Source organism: Streptomyces sp. NPDC093591 (assembly GCF_044764885.1).
Taxonomy (GTDB): domain Bacteria; phylum Actinomycetota; class Actinomycetes; order Streptomycetales; family Streptomycetaceae; genus Streptomyces.
The window spans coordinates 86,749-102,366 of the sequence record NZ_JBIWIY010000003.1 but is presented as its reverse complement, the minus strand read 5'-3'; the positions used below and the strand labels follow the sequence as shown (position 1 = coordinate 102,366).

14 protein-coding genes are annotated in these 15,618 nt (G+C 70.8%); 1 reads left to right on the top strand and 13 read right to left on the bottom strand.

What is annotated here, in order from left to right:
• The 11 genes from ACIREI_RS07045 to ACIREI_RS06995 form a co-directional block, all read right to left on the bottom strand.
• Window positions 1-540 carry an AAA family ATPase gene (locus ACIREI_RS07045; RefSeq protein WP_403328232.1) on the bottom strand — a complete coding sequence of 180 codons (540 nt, stop codon included), beginning with the start codon at window positions 538-540 and terminating at the stop codon, window positions 1-3.
• The gene (locus ACIREI_RS07040) at window positions 540-662 is read right to left on the bottom strand and encodes a hypothetical protein (protein ID WP_279616769.1); all 123 of its coding nucleotides are present in this window, start codon (window positions 660-662) and stop codon (window positions 540-542) included. The genes ACIREI_RS07045 and ACIREI_RS07040 overlap by 1 nt, the downstream gene beginning before the upstream one ends.
• Entirely contained in the window at window positions 659-2,968 is a 2,310-nt protein-coding gene (locus ACIREI_RS07035) for a xanthine dehydrogenase family protein molybdopterin-binding subunit (RefSeq protein WP_403328229.1), read from the bottom strand. Before ACIREI_RS07035 ends, ACIREI_RS07040 begins: the two co-directional genes overlap by 4 nt.
• Window positions 2,965-4,602: a 2Fe-2S iron-sulfur cluster-binding protein gene (locus tag ACIREI_RS07030; RefSeq protein ID WP_403328227.1), complete on the bottom strand. Its 1,638-nt coding sequence runs from the start codon at window positions 4,600-4,602 to the stop codon at window positions 2,965-2,967. The genes ACIREI_RS07035 and ACIREI_RS07030 overlap by 4 nt, the downstream gene beginning before the upstream one ends.
• The gene (locus ACIREI_RS07025; RefSeq protein ID WP_403328224.1) at window positions 4,599-5,492 is read right to left on the bottom strand and encodes an FAD binding domain-containing protein; all 894 of its coding nucleotides are present in this window, start codon (window positions 5,490-5,492) and stop codon (window positions 4,599-4,601) included. The genes ACIREI_RS07030 and ACIREI_RS07025 overlap by 4 nt, the downstream gene beginning before the upstream one ends.
• A 225-nt stretch (window positions 5,493-5,717) precedes the next feature.
• A complete protein-coding gene (locus ACIREI_RS07020) occupies window positions 5,718-7,358 on the bottom strand; it encodes a beta-N-acetylhexosaminidase (RefSeq protein ID WP_403328221.1) in 1,641 nt (546 codons plus the stop codon).
• Between the two features lie 4 nt (window positions 7,359-7,362).
• Window positions 7,363-8,196 carry a carbohydrate ABC transporter permease gene (locus ACIREI_RS07015; RefSeq protein ID WP_403328218.1) on the bottom strand — a complete coding sequence of 278 codons (834 nt, stop codon included), beginning with the start codon at window positions 8,194-8,196 and terminating at the stop codon, window positions 7,363-7,365.
• 5 nt (window positions 8,197-8,201) lie between these two features.
• Window positions 8,202-9,170, bottom strand: a complete 969-nt coding sequence (locus tag ACIREI_RS07010; RefSeq protein WP_403328215.1) for a carbohydrate ABC transporter permease — start codon at window positions 9,168-9,170, stop codon at window positions 8,202-8,204.
• 8 nt (window positions 9,171-9,178) lie between these two features.
• Window positions 9,179-10,471: an extracellular solute-binding protein gene (locus ACIREI_RS07005; RefSeq protein WP_403328212.1), complete on the bottom strand. Its 1,293-nt coding sequence runs from the start codon at window positions 10,469-10,471 to the stop codon at window positions 9,179-9,181.
• A 187-nt stretch (window positions 10,472-10,658) separates the two neighbouring features.
• Entirely contained in the window at window positions 10,659-10,946 is a 288-nt protein-coding gene (locus ACIREI_RS07000; protein WP_031478284.1) for a DUF3039 domain-containing protein, read from the bottom strand.
• A gap of 29 nt (window positions 10,947-10,975) precedes the next feature.
• Window positions 10,976-11,548, bottom strand: a complete 573-nt coding sequence (locus ACIREI_RS06995) for a YqgE/AlgH family protein (RefSeq protein ID WP_062156127.1) — start codon at window positions 11,546-11,548, stop codon at window positions 10,976-10,978.
• 309 nt (window positions 11,549-11,857) lie between these two features.
• On the opposite strand from ACIREI_RS06995, the gene murA reads away from it, so the two are divergent.
• Complete coding sequence (gene murA, locus ACIREI_RS06990) at window positions 11,858-13,198, top strand: UDP-N-acetylglucosamine 1-carboxyvinyltransferase (RefSeq protein WP_403328208.1); 1,341 nt, start codon at window positions 11,858-11,860, stop codon at window positions 13,196-13,198.
• Window positions 13,199-13,353: 155 nt separating this feature from the next.
• Here the strand turns inward: murA and ACIREI_RS06985 are convergent, their stop codons facing one another.
• Entirely contained in the window at window positions 13,354-13,635 is a 282-nt protein-coding gene (locus ACIREI_RS06985; protein WP_007498188.1) for an HU family DNA-binding protein, read from the bottom strand.
• 394 nt (window positions 13,636-14,029) lie between these two features.
• Window positions 14,030-15,454 (bottom strand): NAD-dependent malic enzyme, encoded by a 1,425-nt coding sequence (locus ACIREI_RS06980; protein WP_403328205.1) that lies wholly within the window; start codon window positions 15,452-15,454, stop codon window positions 14,030-14,032.
• Window positions 15,455-15,618 lie beyond the last annotated feature (164 nt).

The window sequence follows — 15,618 nt, the reverse complement described above, 5'->3', positions numbered from 1 at the left end:
TCAGTCCACCCTCGCGCGTTCCCGCCCCGCCAGAATCGCCTCGACGGTCTCCCCCACGGTCAGCTCCGACGAGTCCACCCACAGCCCGAGACGCGGCGTCCGAGCCCGCAGCACCCCGTCCAGTCGCTCGACCGTCCAAGCCCCGGCGCCCGTCCCGTACCCCGTCTTCGCCCGCCCGGCCTCCCGCGCCGCCACGGCCTCGGCGCTCGGCGCCAGGACGACCACGTACAGCGGACGCGTGCGCACCAGCCGTACGTACGCCGCCAGCTCGGCACCCAGCACGACGTCCTGCACGACCGCCGTGAACCCGGCCTCCGCGTACGTGTCCGCCGTCGCCGCCGACAGCCGGTACCGCAGCCGCAGTTGGGCCGCGCCCTCGCCGCCCGCGCCGGGGTCGTACTCCTCGCGTCCGGAGACGATCATGCGCCGGAAGACGTCCCCGCGCACATGAGCCGCCCGCGGCAGCCTCTCCGCCAGCGCCTGCGCGACGGTCGACTTCCCGGCCGCCATGGCGCCGGTGATCAGCACGACCCCGCGCATCACGTGAGGTACACGCCGCCCAGCACGACGGCGATCGCGGCGAGCAGGAACAGCAGGATCCACAGCGCCAGCCTGCCCACACCGGGGGCGGGTTCGTAGCGCGGCGGATCCGGCTCGGTCACTGCCCCGTCACCACCGCGGCCTGCGGCCGGATCGGCAGGCGGTTCACCGGGCGGCCCGTCGCGGCCCGTACGGCCGAGGCGATGGCCGCCGGCGACGTCACCACCGGCACCGCGCTCACCGCCTTGGCGCCGAAGGGCGCGACCACGTCGCGTTCCTCGACCAGCTTCACGATCCGGATGTCCGGTGCGTCCAGGGCCGTCGGCAGCGCATAGCCCGTCAGGTCGGGGTGGCGGATCACGCCGCGTGCCGAGCGCAGGTTCTCCGTGAGCGCGATGCCCACGCCCTGCGTCACGCCCGCCTCGATCCGCGCCTCCAGCTGGGCCGGGTTCAGCACATGGCCGACGTCCTGGGCGAGCGCCAGCTCGACGACCCGTACCGAGCCGAGTTCGATGTCGACGTCGACCACCGCGCGGATCGCGCAGAAGGACATGCCCACGAAGGCGTCGCCCTGGCCGGATTCGTTCAGCGGCTCGGTCGGATGCGGGCGGCACTGGGCGGTCGCCCACAGTTCCTTGCCGTCCATCGCCTCGGTGACGGTGGTCGACAGGACGCCGTCGTACGAGGTGATCTTGCCGTCGGTGATCTGGAGCAGCTCGGTGGACATGCCGAACTTGTGCGCCAGGGGCTGGAGCAGCTGCGTGCGGACCATCTTCGCCGCCCGCTCCACCGCGCCGCCCGACACCCAGGTGTGGCGGCCGCGGCAGCCCGCGCCCGCCGGGGGCTGGTCGGTGTCCACGGGCGCCACGTGCACCTCGTCGATGCCGAGCGTCTCCTGGACGATCTGCCGGGCCAGTGTGGTGAAGCCCTGGCCGGTCTCGACCGCCGCGCACAGCACGGTCGCGACGCCGTCGTGCACCTTCACGGTCGCCGTGGAGACCTCGTCCGCGCCCTCGGCGCCGAGCATGTGCACCATGCCCAGGCCGTAGCCCACTCCGCGGCGCACCGCGCCCGGCTCGCCCGCGCCCTCGGGGCCGCCGGGCAGCAGCCACTCGTCCTCGGGCGTGTCCTTGGGGAGGGCGGGCAGCGGGTAGTCCCGGACGGCCTGGAGCAGTTCCGCGACCGGGGCCGGGCAGGTCACCGTCTGGCCCGTCGGGAGTACGTCACCCGTCGCCATCACGTTGCGCAGGCGCAGCTCGGCCGGGTCCACGCCCAGCTTCTTGGCCAGCTTGTCCATCTGCGCCTCGTAGGCGGCGCACACCTGCATGGCGCCCTCGCCGCGCACATGGCCCGAGGGCGGGTTGTTGGTGCGTACGGCCCAGCCCTCGATGAAGGCGTTCGGGACGACGTACGGGCCGCAGGCGAAGGCGACCGCGGCGGCGAGGGCCTCGGAGGAGGTGTCGGCGTAGGCGCCCGCGTCCAGCAGGATCTGCGCCTCGACCTTCACCAGCCTGCCCTCGACGTCCGCGTGGTGGCGGTAGCGCAGGAGGGTGGGGTGCCGGTGGGTGTGGCCGAGGAAGGACTCCTCGCGCGTGGCCGTGAGTTTGACCGGGCAGCCCGTCTTCAACGCCAGCAGGCCGAGCGGGAGCTGGAAGCCCTGGTCCTCGCGGTCGGCGGTGGCGCCGGGGACGCCGGTGACGACGACCTTCACGCGCTCGGGCTCCAGGCCGTAGCAGGCGGCGGCACGGTCGCGGTCGGTGTGCGGGTCGGTGGAGGCCAGGTAGAGCTCCACGCCGCCGTCGGGGCGCGGAACCGCGAGTCCCGCCTCGGCGCCGATGGGGGCCGGGTCCTGGCGGCCGATGCGGTACAGGCCCTCGACGACGACGTCGCCGACCGCGTCGGCGTCGCCGTGGCGCAGCGGGATGTGGCGGATCAGGTTGCCGGCGGGGTGCAGCGGCTCGGCCTCGAAGGCCTGCTCGGGGTCGGTCACCGGGTCGAGTACTTCGTACTCGACGATGACGGCTGCGGCGGCCAGGCGTGCGGTGTCCGGGTGGTCGGCGGCGACGGCGGCGATGGGCTCGCCGTGGTGGCGTACGACCTCGGAGGCGAAGACCGGGCGGTCGGCCGTGCCGCGGCCGAGCAGCGGGCTGCCCGGCACGTCCTCGTGGGTGACGACGGCCCGTACGCCGGGCATCTCGCGCGCGTGGGAGGTGTCGATGGACATGATGCGCGCGTGCGGGTGCGGCGAGCGCAGGACGGCCGCCCACAGCAGGCCCTCGGCCCACAGGTCGGCCGCGTACGGGAAGGTGCCCTCGGTCTTGGCGCGGGCGTCGGCGGCGGGCAGGGAGGCGCCGATGCCGTGCGGGATCGGCTCGGGGGCGGGTGCTGCCTCCGCGGCTGTGGTCGCGGTGGCGGCTTCGTTGCTCACGCCTGGCCTCCGTCCTGTCCGTACGGCTGGTCATGCGGTCCCGTGGACCCGGGCCCCGGGTTCATCGCTCCGGGTGCCTCGAACGCCGACGGGTTGACCCCGCCGGCCCCCGGGCCCGCCTGGTGAGGGATACGCGGCTCGTCGCCGTCCTGTTCGCCGTCGGCCGCCGCGTGTGCCTCGCGCTCGGCGACGACCTCCTTGACGGCCTCCAGGACGCCCCGGTAGCCGGAGCAGCGGCACAGGTTGCCGCACAGCGCCTGGCGGGCCTCCAGCTCGGTCGGCGCCGGGTTGCCCTCCAGCAGGTCGTGCACGGTCATCGCCATGCCCGGCACGCAGAAGCCGCACTGCACGGCGCCGCAGCGCGCGAGCGCCCGCTGCACGTCCGAGGGGCGGCCGTCGGCGGCCAGGCCCTCGACCGTACGGACCTCGCTGCCGGCGGCGGTCACGGCGGGCACCAGGCAGGACGCGACGAGCCGCCCGTCGACCTGCACGTTGCACGCCCCGCACTCGCCCTGCGAACAGCCGTCCTTGGCACCGGCGAGCCCGAGCCGCTCACGCAGCACGTAGAGCAGCGACTCGCCGATCCAGGCGTCGGAGACGGGCCGGTCGACGCCGTTGACGCGCAGGACGTAGGAGGCGAGGGGGTGTTCCTCGCCGGGCGGTGCCGGTACGTCGTCGGAGGCGGCGGCCTGCTCGGGGTCCTCGGCGGCCTGCGGGTCGGGCTCGCCGCCCTCGGCCGCTACGGGCTCGGCGGAGGCCTCTGCGGGGCCCTCGGCGGCCTCTGGGACGCCTGGGGTGTCCGTGGCGGCCTCGTCGGGCTCAGGAGCGCCCTGTGAGCCTTCCGAGGCGGTCTCGGCCGACGGCTCGGGCTCGGCCGACTCCACGCGCGCGTGCGGCTCCGGGCCGGGGTGGTCGGTGGTGTGTACGGCGTGCTGGTCGCCGGCGTGCGCCCCGGGCTGTCCCGGGTGCCCGGGCGCGTGCCCGGCTCCCGCCGGCTCCCCCGTTGCCGGAGCGGCTCCGAGCGCCTCGTCGGTCGCCGCCGCGGCCTCGGCCTGCTGCCCCCACGGCTGCCCGGTCGCCTGGGTCGCCCAGGGTGCGGGCGCGCCGCCCGGCAGTGTGGCCGGCGGCGTTCCGCCCCACTGCTCGACGAGCGACGACGTGGTGAACTCGCCCGACTCGTCCGGGAGGTCACCGCCGGCGACGGGGATCGACCACTGCCCGGTGACGTCCTGACCAGGTGCGGGAGCCGCCTCCTGGCCTGCCGCGGTCTCCGAGAAGTTCCACTGCTGGGTGGCCCCGGGGTTGTACGTGAACTGGCCGGTGCCCGCGTCCTGCGGGGCGGCGTTCGGGTCGGGCCACTGGGCGCCCTCGACGGGCGCTCCCGCGACCGGCCAGGCACCGGTGCCCGCGGGGTCGGTGCCCGCGGTCGATCCCGGCGCGACCGTTATCTGCGGCGGCACGTACCCGTGGCCGGGCGCGGCGAGCGGGCTGTCGGAAGAGGCCAGGAGGGCGTCGATGCCGCCTTCGGGGAGCTTGACGAAGGCGGTGGCGCCGTCGTCGTAGTCACCCTGGGGCAACGGGTCCCAGCGGCTCCCGCCCTGGGGCGTGCCCTCTCCGTGCTGGTCGTCGGTCATGACAGTGCCCTCCCCAGTGCTCGTCGGGCCAGCGCGGCGACGGTGCGCCGCAGGTGCAGTACGGCGGGCGGATGCGGGGTGACCGAGCCGTCCTCGGCCGGGACCGGGTCGGGGATGCAGGCCGCCGCGACGTACTCCCCGAAGGCGTTCAGCGCCTCGGGGACGATCGCGCGGTTGTTGTCCCAGTCGATCAGCTGGGCGACCCACTGCTCGGCCTCCAGCGGCCTGAGCGCCATCGGCGCTATGGCGCCCACGGCGCACCTGACTCCGCGCCGGGCGGGGTCGAGGACGACCGCCACGGACGCCATCGCGCGCCCCGGTCCGGTGCGGCCGGTGGCCTTGAGGAAGACCTGGGGGGCGTGCAGCAGCGGCACGCGCACGTAGCCGATGAGTTCGCCGGCGCGCAGCATCTCCATGCCCGCCAGCAGATGCGACACCGGGATCTCCCGGCGGGCTCCGCCCGGGCCCGCGATGATCAGGGTCGCTTCGAGGGCGGCGAGGACCGGCAGCGCGTCACCGGTCGGGGATGCCGAGGCGATGTTGCCGCCGAGGGTGCCCGCGTTGCGGATCTGCGGCGGGCCGGCGGCGCGCGCGGCGGCCGCGAGCGCCGGGATCAGGGCGGCGAAGTCGGGGCGGCCCATCCGCGCGTGGGTGAGTCCGGCGCCCAGCAGGGCGTGGCCGTCCTGGTACTGCCAGCCACGGATCTCGCTGATCCGGCCGAGGCCGACGAGGGCGGCGGGCCTGAGCTGTCCGGAGTTGACCGCGGCCATGAGGTCGGTGCCACCCGCGACGGGCACGGCTGCGGGCGTGTCGGCGAGTGCCGCCACGGCCTCGTCCAGCGTTGTGGGCAGCGTGACGGCCTGCGCCGCCTGCGGTGCGTGCGTGGTCAAACCGGCTGCCCCTTCCCGCTGCCCCACCTGGTCCCACCTGTGCTGCCGTACGGTACGTGCTGACAGGGCGGACGTGGCAACTCTGGCACATCTTCGCAGGACCCGAAGACAGGGGTCCGCTAGGAGGCATTCGCCCACCTCACCGGGCAGATGGTCCGTTTTCGCACGGCATCACCTGTGCATACCGATTGACACTCTTCGGTGACACTGTGCCGGTTTTTTCCATTACCTGTTCGGGGGCGGGCCGTCGATCGGACGGCCGAGCACACCGGGGCGCCGCTGCCACGGCCGCGGTCCCGTCGGCGGCCGGTACGCGACTCCCAGGGCGTCAAGTCGCCGGTAATGGGCGGCCATCCGCCCCTCGAAGTCGGCGAAGTCCCGTTCCGCCGGGGCCGGCAGGCGGCTCCAGGCCACCTCGGCGAAGGCGGCCAGGCGTGGGAAGGTCTGGTAGTCCACGCGCGCGTGGTCCTCCATCACCTCGGTCCACACGTTGGCCTGCGCCCCCAGCACGTGCCTGGCCTCGTCCGGCGTCAACTCCGCGGGAACGGGCTCGAACCGATAGACGTCCTCCAGGGTGCGGACGTAGCCGATGGGGACCGGCTCGTCCGCGCCCCCGTCCTGACGGTGGTCCAGATACACCTGCTGCTCGGGGCACATGACGACGTCGTGGCCGGCGCGGGCCGCCGCGATGCCGCCCGCGTACCCCCGCCAGGAGGACACCGCCGCGCCCGGGGCGAGCCCGCCCTCCAGGATCTCGTCCCAGCCGATCAGCCGGCGCCCGCGCGCGGCGAGCCAGGTGTCGAAGTGGCCGATGAACCACGCCTGGAGCTCGTCCTCGTCCTTCAGCCCGAGTTCCCTGATGCGCTCCTGTGCGGTGGCCGACTGCCGCCACTGGTCCTTGAGGCATTCGTCGCCCCCGACATGAATGAACTCCGAGGGGAACAGCTCCAGGACTTCCTCGAACACCCCCTCGTAGAAGCGCAGGGTGTTGTCAGTGGGGGCGAGTACGTTCGGACTGATCCCCCAGGTGTCCCAGACGGAGAGTGCGGAGCCCCCCTCAATGGATGCGGTGATGGCGTCGGTGTTGCCGAGTTCCGGGTACGCGGCGATGGCTGCCTGCGAGTGGCCGGGTACGTCGATTTCGGGGACGACGGTGATATGCCGCTCGGCGGCGTAGGCGACGATCTCGCGGATGTCGTCCTGCGTGTAGTGGCCACCGTGCGGCTTCTCGTCCCACAGCGGGGAGGCACGATGGCCGAATTTCGTGCGCGCCCGCCAGGAGCCGACCTCGGTGAGCCGGGGGTACTTCCTGATCTCGATGCGCCAGCCCTGGTCGTCCGTCAGATGGAAGTGGAAGACGTTGAGTTTGTGGGCGGCCATCAGGTCCAGGTAACGCAGGACGCCGTCCTTGGGCAGGAAGTGCCGGGCGACGTCGAGCATGAGGCCGCGCCAGCGGAAACGGGGGGAGTCCTGGACGTGGGCCAACGGCAGCCGCCACTGCCGGCCGGGCAGCGGGGCGCGGCGGTAGGCGTCGGGGCCGAGCAGTTGCCGTAGCGTCTGGGCGCCCCAGAAGAGACCGGCGGGGCCGCCGCCCACGACGTGCACGCCGTTCGGCATGACGGCGACGCGGTAGCCCTCCTCGCCGAGGTCCTTGGTGGCCAGGGGGTGGAGGTAGAGGCGGATGGCGTCGGGTCCGCTCGGGTCTCCCGGGGGCAGGGGCAGGCCCGTGGCCGCCGTCAGCGTGGAGCGCAGCCAGCGTTCCGTGCGCTCCGCGCCGGGTTCGGCGGTCAGCTTCGTCTCCGGGCCCAGTGTGAAGAACGCGCTGCCGTCGCGGTGCACATGTCCGGGCCGGGGAATCAGGTCCATCACGTCAGTCCTTTACCGCTCCGCCCAGCCCCGACACCAGCCGTCGCTGCACGAGCACGAAGAAGATCAGCACCGGAATCGTCATCACCGTGGACGCCGCCATCACCCCGCCCCAGTCCGGCTCGTCCGGCTTGTAGAAGACGAGCAGGGCCATCGGCAGGGTCGACTGCGAAGTGTCGCTGATGATGAAGGACTTGGCGAAGAGGAAGTCGTTCCAGGCGGAGATGAAGGAAAACACGCTCGTCGCCACGAGCCCCGGGAAGACGAGCGGGAAAAGGATCTGCCACAGGAATCGCGACCGGCTCGCCCCGTCCATGTACGCGGCCTCCTCCAGGGCCTGAGGAACCGCCTTCACAAACCCCCGCAGCATCCAGATCGCGAACGGCAGCGAGAAGGCGATGTGCGGCAGGATCAGCGAGCCCAGCGTGTTCAGTTGGCCGAAGTCCCGCATGAGGAAGAACAGGGGGATCGTCAGGGCCTCCACGGGCACCATCTGGGCCACCAGAAACATGATCAGCAAGGTGGTCCGGAAGCGGAAGCGGAATCGTGTCACCGCGGTCGCCGCGAGAAACGCGATCAAGGCCGAGACGATCACGACACTGCACGCGACGACAAGGCTGTTGAGGAAGTAACGGCCGAATTCGTTCTGCTCGAAGACCCGCCGGAAGGAATCCAGGGAAGGCGCGAGCGTCCAGGGCCGCGGCTCGCTCGACTCGATCTCCCCGGCCGGTTTGAAGGCGCTGAGCACCATCCAGTACAGCGGAAAGGCCACCACTACGGCGATCAGCAGCGCGGACGCCTCGGCGAGCAGCCGCCACGGCCGTCGTACGAATCTCACGGACCTCACAGTTCCTCCCCCTGCCTGCGCAGCAGCCGCAGGTACACCAGCGTCACCGCCAGCAGGATCAGCAGCATCACCACGCCGATCGCCGAGCCCAGGCTGTACTGCGAGGACGCGAAGGCCTTTTGGTAGGCGTACACGTTCAGCACGAGGTTCTGGCCCGCGATGCCGCCGCCGTTCGTCATGACGTAGATCTGCGTGAACACCTTGAAGTCCCAGATGACGGACTGGATGGTGACGACCACCAGGATCGGCCGCAGCATCGGCGCCAGCACCGACCGCCAGATCCGCCACTGCGAGGCACCGTCCAGCGCGGCGGCCTCCAGCACCTCCGCCGGTACGGCACGGATGCCGGCGTACACCGTCACCATCACGAACGGGAAGGAGCACCAGACGACTTCGAGCAGCACGAGGAAGAAGGCGCTGAAGCGCCCGTACGTCCAGGAGTGATCGCCGAGCCCGAGGATGCGGTTCACCGGCCCGAAGTCCGGGTCGAAGAGGAACAGCCACACCGTCGACCCGGTGATGGCGGGGGTCGCCCAGGCCCCCAGCGCCGCCAGCATCAGCGCGAGCCGCGGCACGGCACGCACGCGCGTGAGCAGCACGGCGAGCGCACAGCCGACGGCCAGCGTCGATACGACGCACGCCGCCGCGAAGACGACCGTGGCGAGCAGCACCTGCCAGAACTGCGCGTCCGAGAAAAGCTCCGTGTAGTTCCCGAACCCCTGAAAAGTGGTGGGCTCCCCACCACTGACCTGAGCCTGCGTGTACTCGAAGAACGAGATCAGCCCGAGCTGATAGATGGGATAGACGAGCAGCCCACCGAGCACGACAAGGGCAGGGGCGAGATAGAGCCAGGGTGCCTTCTGACCCCGCCCACGGGAACGCCGACGGGGGCGCGGGGAACTGCGCGACAAGCCACGATCTCCCCGCACCCGCCGACGCTCCAGAACCCCCGAGCCATCAGGCATCACCGGCGTCACCCGGCGGAGCCGAACGCGTCGTCCATCTTCTTCGCCGCATCCCCCGAAGCCCCGGCGACATCCTTCTTGCCGCTGATGACCTCCTGGAACATCGTCGGCAGCACGAGGGACGAGTCGATCTCGGACCACGCAGGCGTGGCGGGGACGAACTTCGTCCCCGACGCCAGCGTCTCGACGAACGGCTTCACGAACGGCTCCTCCCGCGCCGCCTGCTGCCGCACGTCCCCGAACGTCGGCAGGAAGCCCATCGCCTCGAACATGGCGGCCTGGGTCTTCTTGGACGTCAGCTGCTCCATGAGCTCGACGGCCAGCGTCCGATGCGACGTGCTCTTCAGGACCCCGATGTTGTTGCCACCGGCGAACGCCGGCGCGACGGACCCGGCCTTGACGCCAGGCAACGGCACGACCGCGTACTTCCCCTTCACCTTCCCGGCCTCCGCGGCGGCGTGGCTGAAGTCACCGCCGATCGCCATGCCCGCCTTGCCGGCGGCGAACGCGGTGACCGTGTCGTTGCCGCCCATGCCCGCGCACTTGGCGGCGGGACAGTTGTCGTCGGTGAAGAGCGAGGTGTAGGCCTCGATGCCCTTCCGGGCGGCCGCGCTGTCGATCGCCGAGGTGTACGAGCCACCCTCGCCGACCGCGATCTCACCGCCGTGGGCCCACACGAACGGCATCGCGCCGTACGTGTACGCCCCTCCGACCACGAGCCCGTACAACCCGGGCTTCGCGGCGCGGATCTTGCGGGCGGTGGTCGCCAACTCGGCCATGGTGTCCGGGACTTCGAGGCCGAGTTCCTCGAAGACGTCCGTGCGGTAGTACAGGGCGCGCACGCCGACGTAGAAGGGCGCGCCGTAGACCTTGCCGTCGACGGTGACGGACGTCCTGGCCGTGGGGTCGGTGTCCTTGGCCTCGCTCCGGTCGCCGAACTCCTCGGCGACGTCGAGGAGTCCGCCGTCCTTCACATAGCCGGCGGTGTCGGTGTTGCCGTACTCCATGACGTCGGGGGCGGAGTCCGGATCGTTGAAGGCGGCCTTCACGCGCTGGGCGCGGGTCTCGACGGGGATGTACTCGACGTCGACCTCGGTGCCCTCGTGGGCCTTCTCGAAGGCGGTGACGACGGAGTCGACCACCTTCTCCTTCGGCTTGTTGCCGACTTCCTGGAAGAGCCAGACCCGCAGGGTGCCGATCTTCTCGTCCTTGTCGGAGGAGGAGTTGGCGGAGGTCTGCGGGGCGCAGGCGGTGACGGCCAGGGCGGTGAGCAGTACGGCGAGTCTGGGGGCGAGCTTCATGGAGCGGTCCTCCGAGCGTGCGTTGCAACATATGCAATGACGGTTTCGCTCTGCACAACGCATCGGAGCCTAAGGACACGTGAACATGCCCACAAGAGGTCTCAACCACTTCGTGACAACGCGAAGGCCCCCGGAGCGCGCCGAAACGCGCTCCGGGGGCCTTGCGAACCTCAGGCCGAGGGGAGGGTTACTTCTTGTCGCCGCCCTTGCCCTTGTCGTCGCCGCCGGCGCCCATGGACTCGTAGATCTCCTTGCACATGGGACACACCGGGTACTTCTTCGGGTCGCGGCCGGGCACCCAGACCTTGCCGCAGAGCGCCACGACGGGGGTGCCGTCGAGGGCGCTCGCCATGATCTTGTCCTTCTGGACGTAGTGGGCGAAGCGCTCGTGGTCGCCGTCGCCGTGGGACACCTGTGGCGTCGGCTCTACGAGGGTCCCCGTACCAGTCCCGCGCTCGGGCTCGAGAGTGCTCATACCGCCAAGAGTACTGAAGCTCACACGCATCAGTTGAGCGAAGGGTCGTCGGGGTACGTGGCCACCATCGCGAGCTCGTTGCGCTGACGGCGCAGGACCTCGCGCCAGAGTCTTTCCGGCGACGGCGAGGAGACGTCTCCGGGCTCGGACTCGACGACGTACCAGGCTCCCTCCACCAGCTCGTCCTCCAGCTGGCCGGGGCCCCAACCGGCATACCCGGCGAAGATTCTCAGGGACCCGACGGCCGAGGCGAGCAGTTCCGGCGGCGCCTCCAGATCGACGAGCCCGATCGCGCCGTGCACCCGGCGCCAGCCCAGCGGGGCGCTCTCGCCGGACGCGTCTCCGGGGATGACGGCGACGCCGAGCGCCGAGTCTAGGGACACCGGGCCGCCCTGGAAGACGACGCCGGGTTCGCCGGCGAGGTCCGCCCAGCCCTCCAGGATGTCGCCCACGTCCACGGGGGTCGGACGGTTGAGGACGACACCGAGGGAACCCTCCTCGTCGTGGTCGAGAAGGAGCACCACCGCGCGGTCGAAGTTCGGGTCCGCCAGGGCGGGCGTTGCCACGAGCAGCCGCCCTGTGAGCGAGGACACCTCGGTCATGCCAGACATGATCCCGCATCTTCCCTTCGTGTGGGGAGGCAATGCCGGTTCGGGAGTGAATGCAGCTATGAATTGGAGGAGCGGCCTGGTAAGGCCCCGTTTGAGGGTGGGGGTGGGAGACGGGAGGGCGGAAAGGAGCGTCCCCGGGCGCACGACCGCAATGGTGACCGCTTGTGCCCGAAGGAGAACGGTTCGTGTTGTGACAGAGCTATGACGTTCCTGAGCCCTCCTCGGGCTTACAGAAGGGGGGTCGGCGGCGATTACCCTTTCCCTCCTGGCCCCTGCCCAACTCATCGGAACGCGAGATACATGACCGTCAACGACGATGTCCTGCTTGTCCACGGCGGAACCCCGCTGGAGGGCGAGATCCGTGTCCGCGGTGCGAAGAACCTCGTACCGAAGGCGATGGTCGCCGCTCTGCTGGGCGGCGAGCCAAGTCGACTGCGCAACGTGCCGGACATCCGTGACGTGCGCGTCGTACGCGGACTGCTGCAGCTGCACGGGGTGACGGTCCGTCCGGGTGAGGAACCGGGCGAGCTGGTGATGGACCCCTCGCACGTGGAGAGCGCGAACGTCGCTGACATCGATGCCCACGCGGGTTCCAGCCGTATCCCGATCCTCCTGTGCGGTCCGCTGCTGCACCGCCTCGGCCACGCGTTCATCCCCGGCCTCGGCGGCTGCGACATCGGCGGCCGGCCCATCGACTTCCACTTCGAGGTGCTCCGGCAGTTCGGCGCGACGATCGAGAAGCGGGCCGACGGGCAGTACCTGGAGGCCCCGCAGCGGCTGCGCGGCACGAAGATCCGGCTGCCGTACCCGTCGGTGGGCGCGACCGAGCAGGTGCTGCTGACGGCCGTCCTCGCCGAAGGCGTCACCGAGCTCTCGAACGCGGCCGTGGAGCCGGAGATCGAGGACCTCATCTGCGTCCTGCAGAAGATGGGCGCCATCATCGCGATGGACACCGACCGCACGATCCGCATCACCGGTGTGGACAAGCTCGGCGGCTACAACCACAAGGCCCTCCCGGACCGCCTGGAGGCCGCCTCGTGGGCGTCCGCGGCGCTGGCGACCGAGGGCAACATCTACGTCCGTGGCGCCCAGCAGCGCTCGATGATGACGTTCCTGAACACCTACCGGAAGGTGGGCGGTGCCTTCCGGATCGACGACGAGGGCATCCGTTTCTGGCACCCCGGCGGCCAGTTGAAGTCCATCGCGCTGGAGACGGACGTGCACCCCGGCTTCCAGACGGACTGGCAGCAGCCGCTGGTGGTCGCCCTCACCCAGGCGACGGGCCTGTCCATCATCCACGAGACGGTCTACGAGTCCCGCCTCGGCTTCACCTCCGCCCTGAACCAGATGGGCGCCCACATCCAGCTCTACCGCGAGTGCCTGGGCGGCTCCGACTGCCGCTTCGGCCAGCGCAACTTCCTGCACTCCGCGGTCGTCTCGGGCCCCACCAAGCTCCAGGGCGCCGACCTGGTCATCCCCGACCTGCGCGGCGGCTTCTCGTACCTCATCGCGGCCCTGGCGGCCCAGGGCACGTCCCGGGTCCACGGCATCGACCTCATCAACCGCGGCTACGAGAACTTCATGGAGAAGCTCGTGGAACTGGGCGCGAAGGTCGAGTTGCCTGGTAAGGCGCTCGGCTGACGCACGTACGCCGATGGGGCGGTCACCCGGACTCGGGTGACCGCCCCATCGGCGTTAACTGCGGCGCCCCTCAAGGGGCGCGGGGAACTGCGCGACCAGCCACAGCAGGCCCGCAGTCGCCCACAAAGTCAAGCCACAAAGGCGATTAGGCGCCCTTACTTACCCTTGGCCGCTTCCTTGAGCTTGGAGCCCGCGGAGACCTTCACGCTGTAGCCGGCCGGGATCTGGATCGGGTCGCCGGTCTGCGGGTTGCGCGCGGTGCGAGCGGCACGGTGGGTGCGCTCGAACGTCAGGAAGCCAGGGATGGTGACCTTCTCGTCGCCCTTGGCGACAACCTCGCCGACGGTCTCGGCGAACGCGGCCAGCACGGCGTCGGCGTCCTTGCGGGTCACCTCGGCGCGGTCGGCCAGCGCGGCCACCAGCTCACTGCGGTTCATGTTGTTACTCCCGTGTTCTTCTTGCTGTTGAGGCGTGCCACGCGGCGGAGCCGCATAGTGGGCACAGCGAAGCCGATGCTGCCAGGGTCCTCGGACACTCCCCGGACCCGGGTCTGTCGTCAGACCCACGCGCCCAGGGACGCATCCTGCCCCTACCTGCAGCGGGAAAGCCAATCCGGCACCCGGAGGAGTCGTGAGAACACCCTTGGGAGTCACACGAAGAGCGGGCCTGAGCTTTCGCGTCACGATAAACGGCGGCTGGAGGCCCTTGGTTCCGCGACGCGCCGTTACAAGGGCTTGCCGTGGCGATCCTCACAGCCGCCACACACTTTCCGGGCACGGCGGAGGCCGGGAGCGACAGCCCCCGGCAAACGCCCGCCCCGGCGCCGGGTGACTACTCGGCCGACACCACGGCGCTGACGGCCTTCGCCGCCTCCCGCACCGCGCCGGCGACCGCGCCCGCGACCTTGTCGTTGAAGACGCTCGGGATGATGTAGTTCGGGTTCAGCTCGTCCTCGGTCACCACATCCGCCAGCGCCTTCGCGGCCGCGAGCATCATCTCGGTGTTGACCGTGCGGGACTGCGCGTCCAGCAGACCGCGGAAGACGCCCGGGAAGACCAGCACGTTGTTGATCTGGTTCGGGAAGTCGGAGCGGCCCGTGGCCACAACTGCCGCCGTCTGACGGGCGATTGCCGGGTCCACCTCGGGGTCCGGGTTCGCGAGCGCGAACACGATCGCGTCGTCGGCCATGGCGGCCACGTCGTCGCCGTCAAGGACGTTCGGGGCCGAGACGCCGATGAAGACGTCGGCGCCGCGCACGGCCTCCTTCAGCGTGCCGGTCAGGCCTTCGGGGTTGGTGTTGTCGGCGATCCAGCGCAGCGGCGAGTCCGCGGGAGCGTCCCGCAGGTCCTCGCGGCCGGCGTGCACGACGCCGTGGATGTCGGCGACGACGGCGTTCTTCACACCCGCCGCGAGCAGCAGCTTGAGGATGGCCGTACCGGCCGCTCCGGCGCCCGACATGACGACGCGGATGTTCTCAATTGCCTTGCTCGCGACGCGAAGTGCGTTGGTGAGGGCGGCGAGGACGACGATCGCCGTGCCGTGCTGGTCGTCGTGGAAGACGGGGATGTCGAGGGCCTCACGCAGCCGCGCCTCGATCTCGAAGCAGCGCGGGGCGGAGATGTCCTCGAGATTGATGCCGGCGAACCCGGGGGCGATGGCCTTGACGATCTCGACGATCGCGTCGGTGTCCTGGGTGTCGAGGCAGATCGGCCAGGCGTCGATGCCGGCGAACCGCTTGAAGAGGGCCGCCTTGCCCTCCATGACGGGCAGCGCGGCCTTCGGGCCGATGTTGCCGAGGCCCAGCACCGCCGAGCCGTCCGTCACAACCGCAACGGAGTTGCGCTTGATGGTGAGGCGGCGCGCGTCCTCGGGGTTCTCCGCGATCGCCATGCAGACGCGGGCCACACCCGGCGTGTAGACCATGGACAGGTCGTCACGGTTGCGGATGGGGTGCTTCGACGCCATCTCGATCTTGCCGCCGAGGTGCATGAGGAACGTACGGTCCGAGACCTTGCCCAGCGTGACGCCCTCGATGCCGCGCAGCTGTTCGACGATCTCGTCGGCGTGCGCGGTGGAGGTGGCCGCGATGGTGACGTCGATCCGGAGCTTCTCGTGACCGGACGCGGTGACGTCGAGGCCGGTGACCGAGCCTCCGTGGGACTCGACGGCCGTGGTGAGCTGGGAGACCGCGGTTCCGCTCGCGGGCACCTCCAGCCGGACCGTCATCGAGTAGGAGACGCTGGGCGCCGTTGCCATGGCCGACTTCCTCTGCTTTCACCGTGTGACGCTGGATGCCGTCCGATCGTCGCACCTACCGCTGAGTAGGAGTTAGCCGGGCTTGAATTGCGAACGTATTGTTCGCCACGTCTTCCCATAAAAAGAGGCCCACATCACATCGTGACGTGGGCCTCTTCAACGTT

Excerpts from the sequence above, each read along its gene's own strand:
- ACIREI_RS07010 (WP_403328215.1), bottom strand. The coding sequence starts at position 9,170 with ATGCCTGATGGCTCGGGGGTTCTGGAGCGTCGGCGGGTGCGGGGAGAT.
- ACIREI_RS07000 (WP_031478284.1), bottom strand. The coding sequence starts at position 10,946 with ATGAGCACTCTCGAGCCCGAGCGCGGGACTGGTACGGGGACCCTCGTA.
- ACIREI_RS06995 (WP_062156127.1), bottom strand. The coding sequence starts at position 11,548 with ATGACCGAGGTGTCCTCGCTCACAGGGCGGCTGCTCGTGGCAACGCCC.
- ACIREI_RS07045 (WP_403328232.1), bottom strand. The coding sequence starts at position 540 with ATGCGCGGGGTCGTGCTGATCACCGGCGCCATGGCGGCCGGGAAGTCG.
- murA (WP_403328208.1), top strand. The coding sequence starts at position 11,858 with ATGACCGTCAACGACGATGTCCTGCTTGTCCACGGCGGAACCCCGCTG.
- ACIREI_RS06985 (WP_007498188.1), bottom strand. The coding sequence starts at position 13,635 with ATGAACCGCAGTGAGCTGGTGGCCGCGCTGGCCGACCGCGCCGAGGTG.
- ACIREI_RS07005 (WP_403328212.1), bottom strand. The coding sequence starts at position 10,471 with ATGAAGCTCGCCCCCAGACTCGCCGTACTGCTCACCGCCCTGGCCGTC.
- ACIREI_RS07030 (WP_403328227.1), bottom strand. The coding sequence starts at position 4,602 with ATGACCGACGACCAGCACGGAGAGGGCACGCCCCAGGGCGGGAGCCGC.
- ACIREI_RS07020 (WP_403328221.1), bottom strand. The coding sequence starts at position 7,358 with ATGGACCTGATTCCCCGGCCCGGACATGTGCACCGCGACGGCAGCGCG.
- ACIREI_RS06980 (WP_403328205.1), bottom strand. The coding sequence starts at position 15,454 with ATGGCAACGGCGCCCAGCGTCTCCTACTCGATGACGGTCCGGCTGGAG.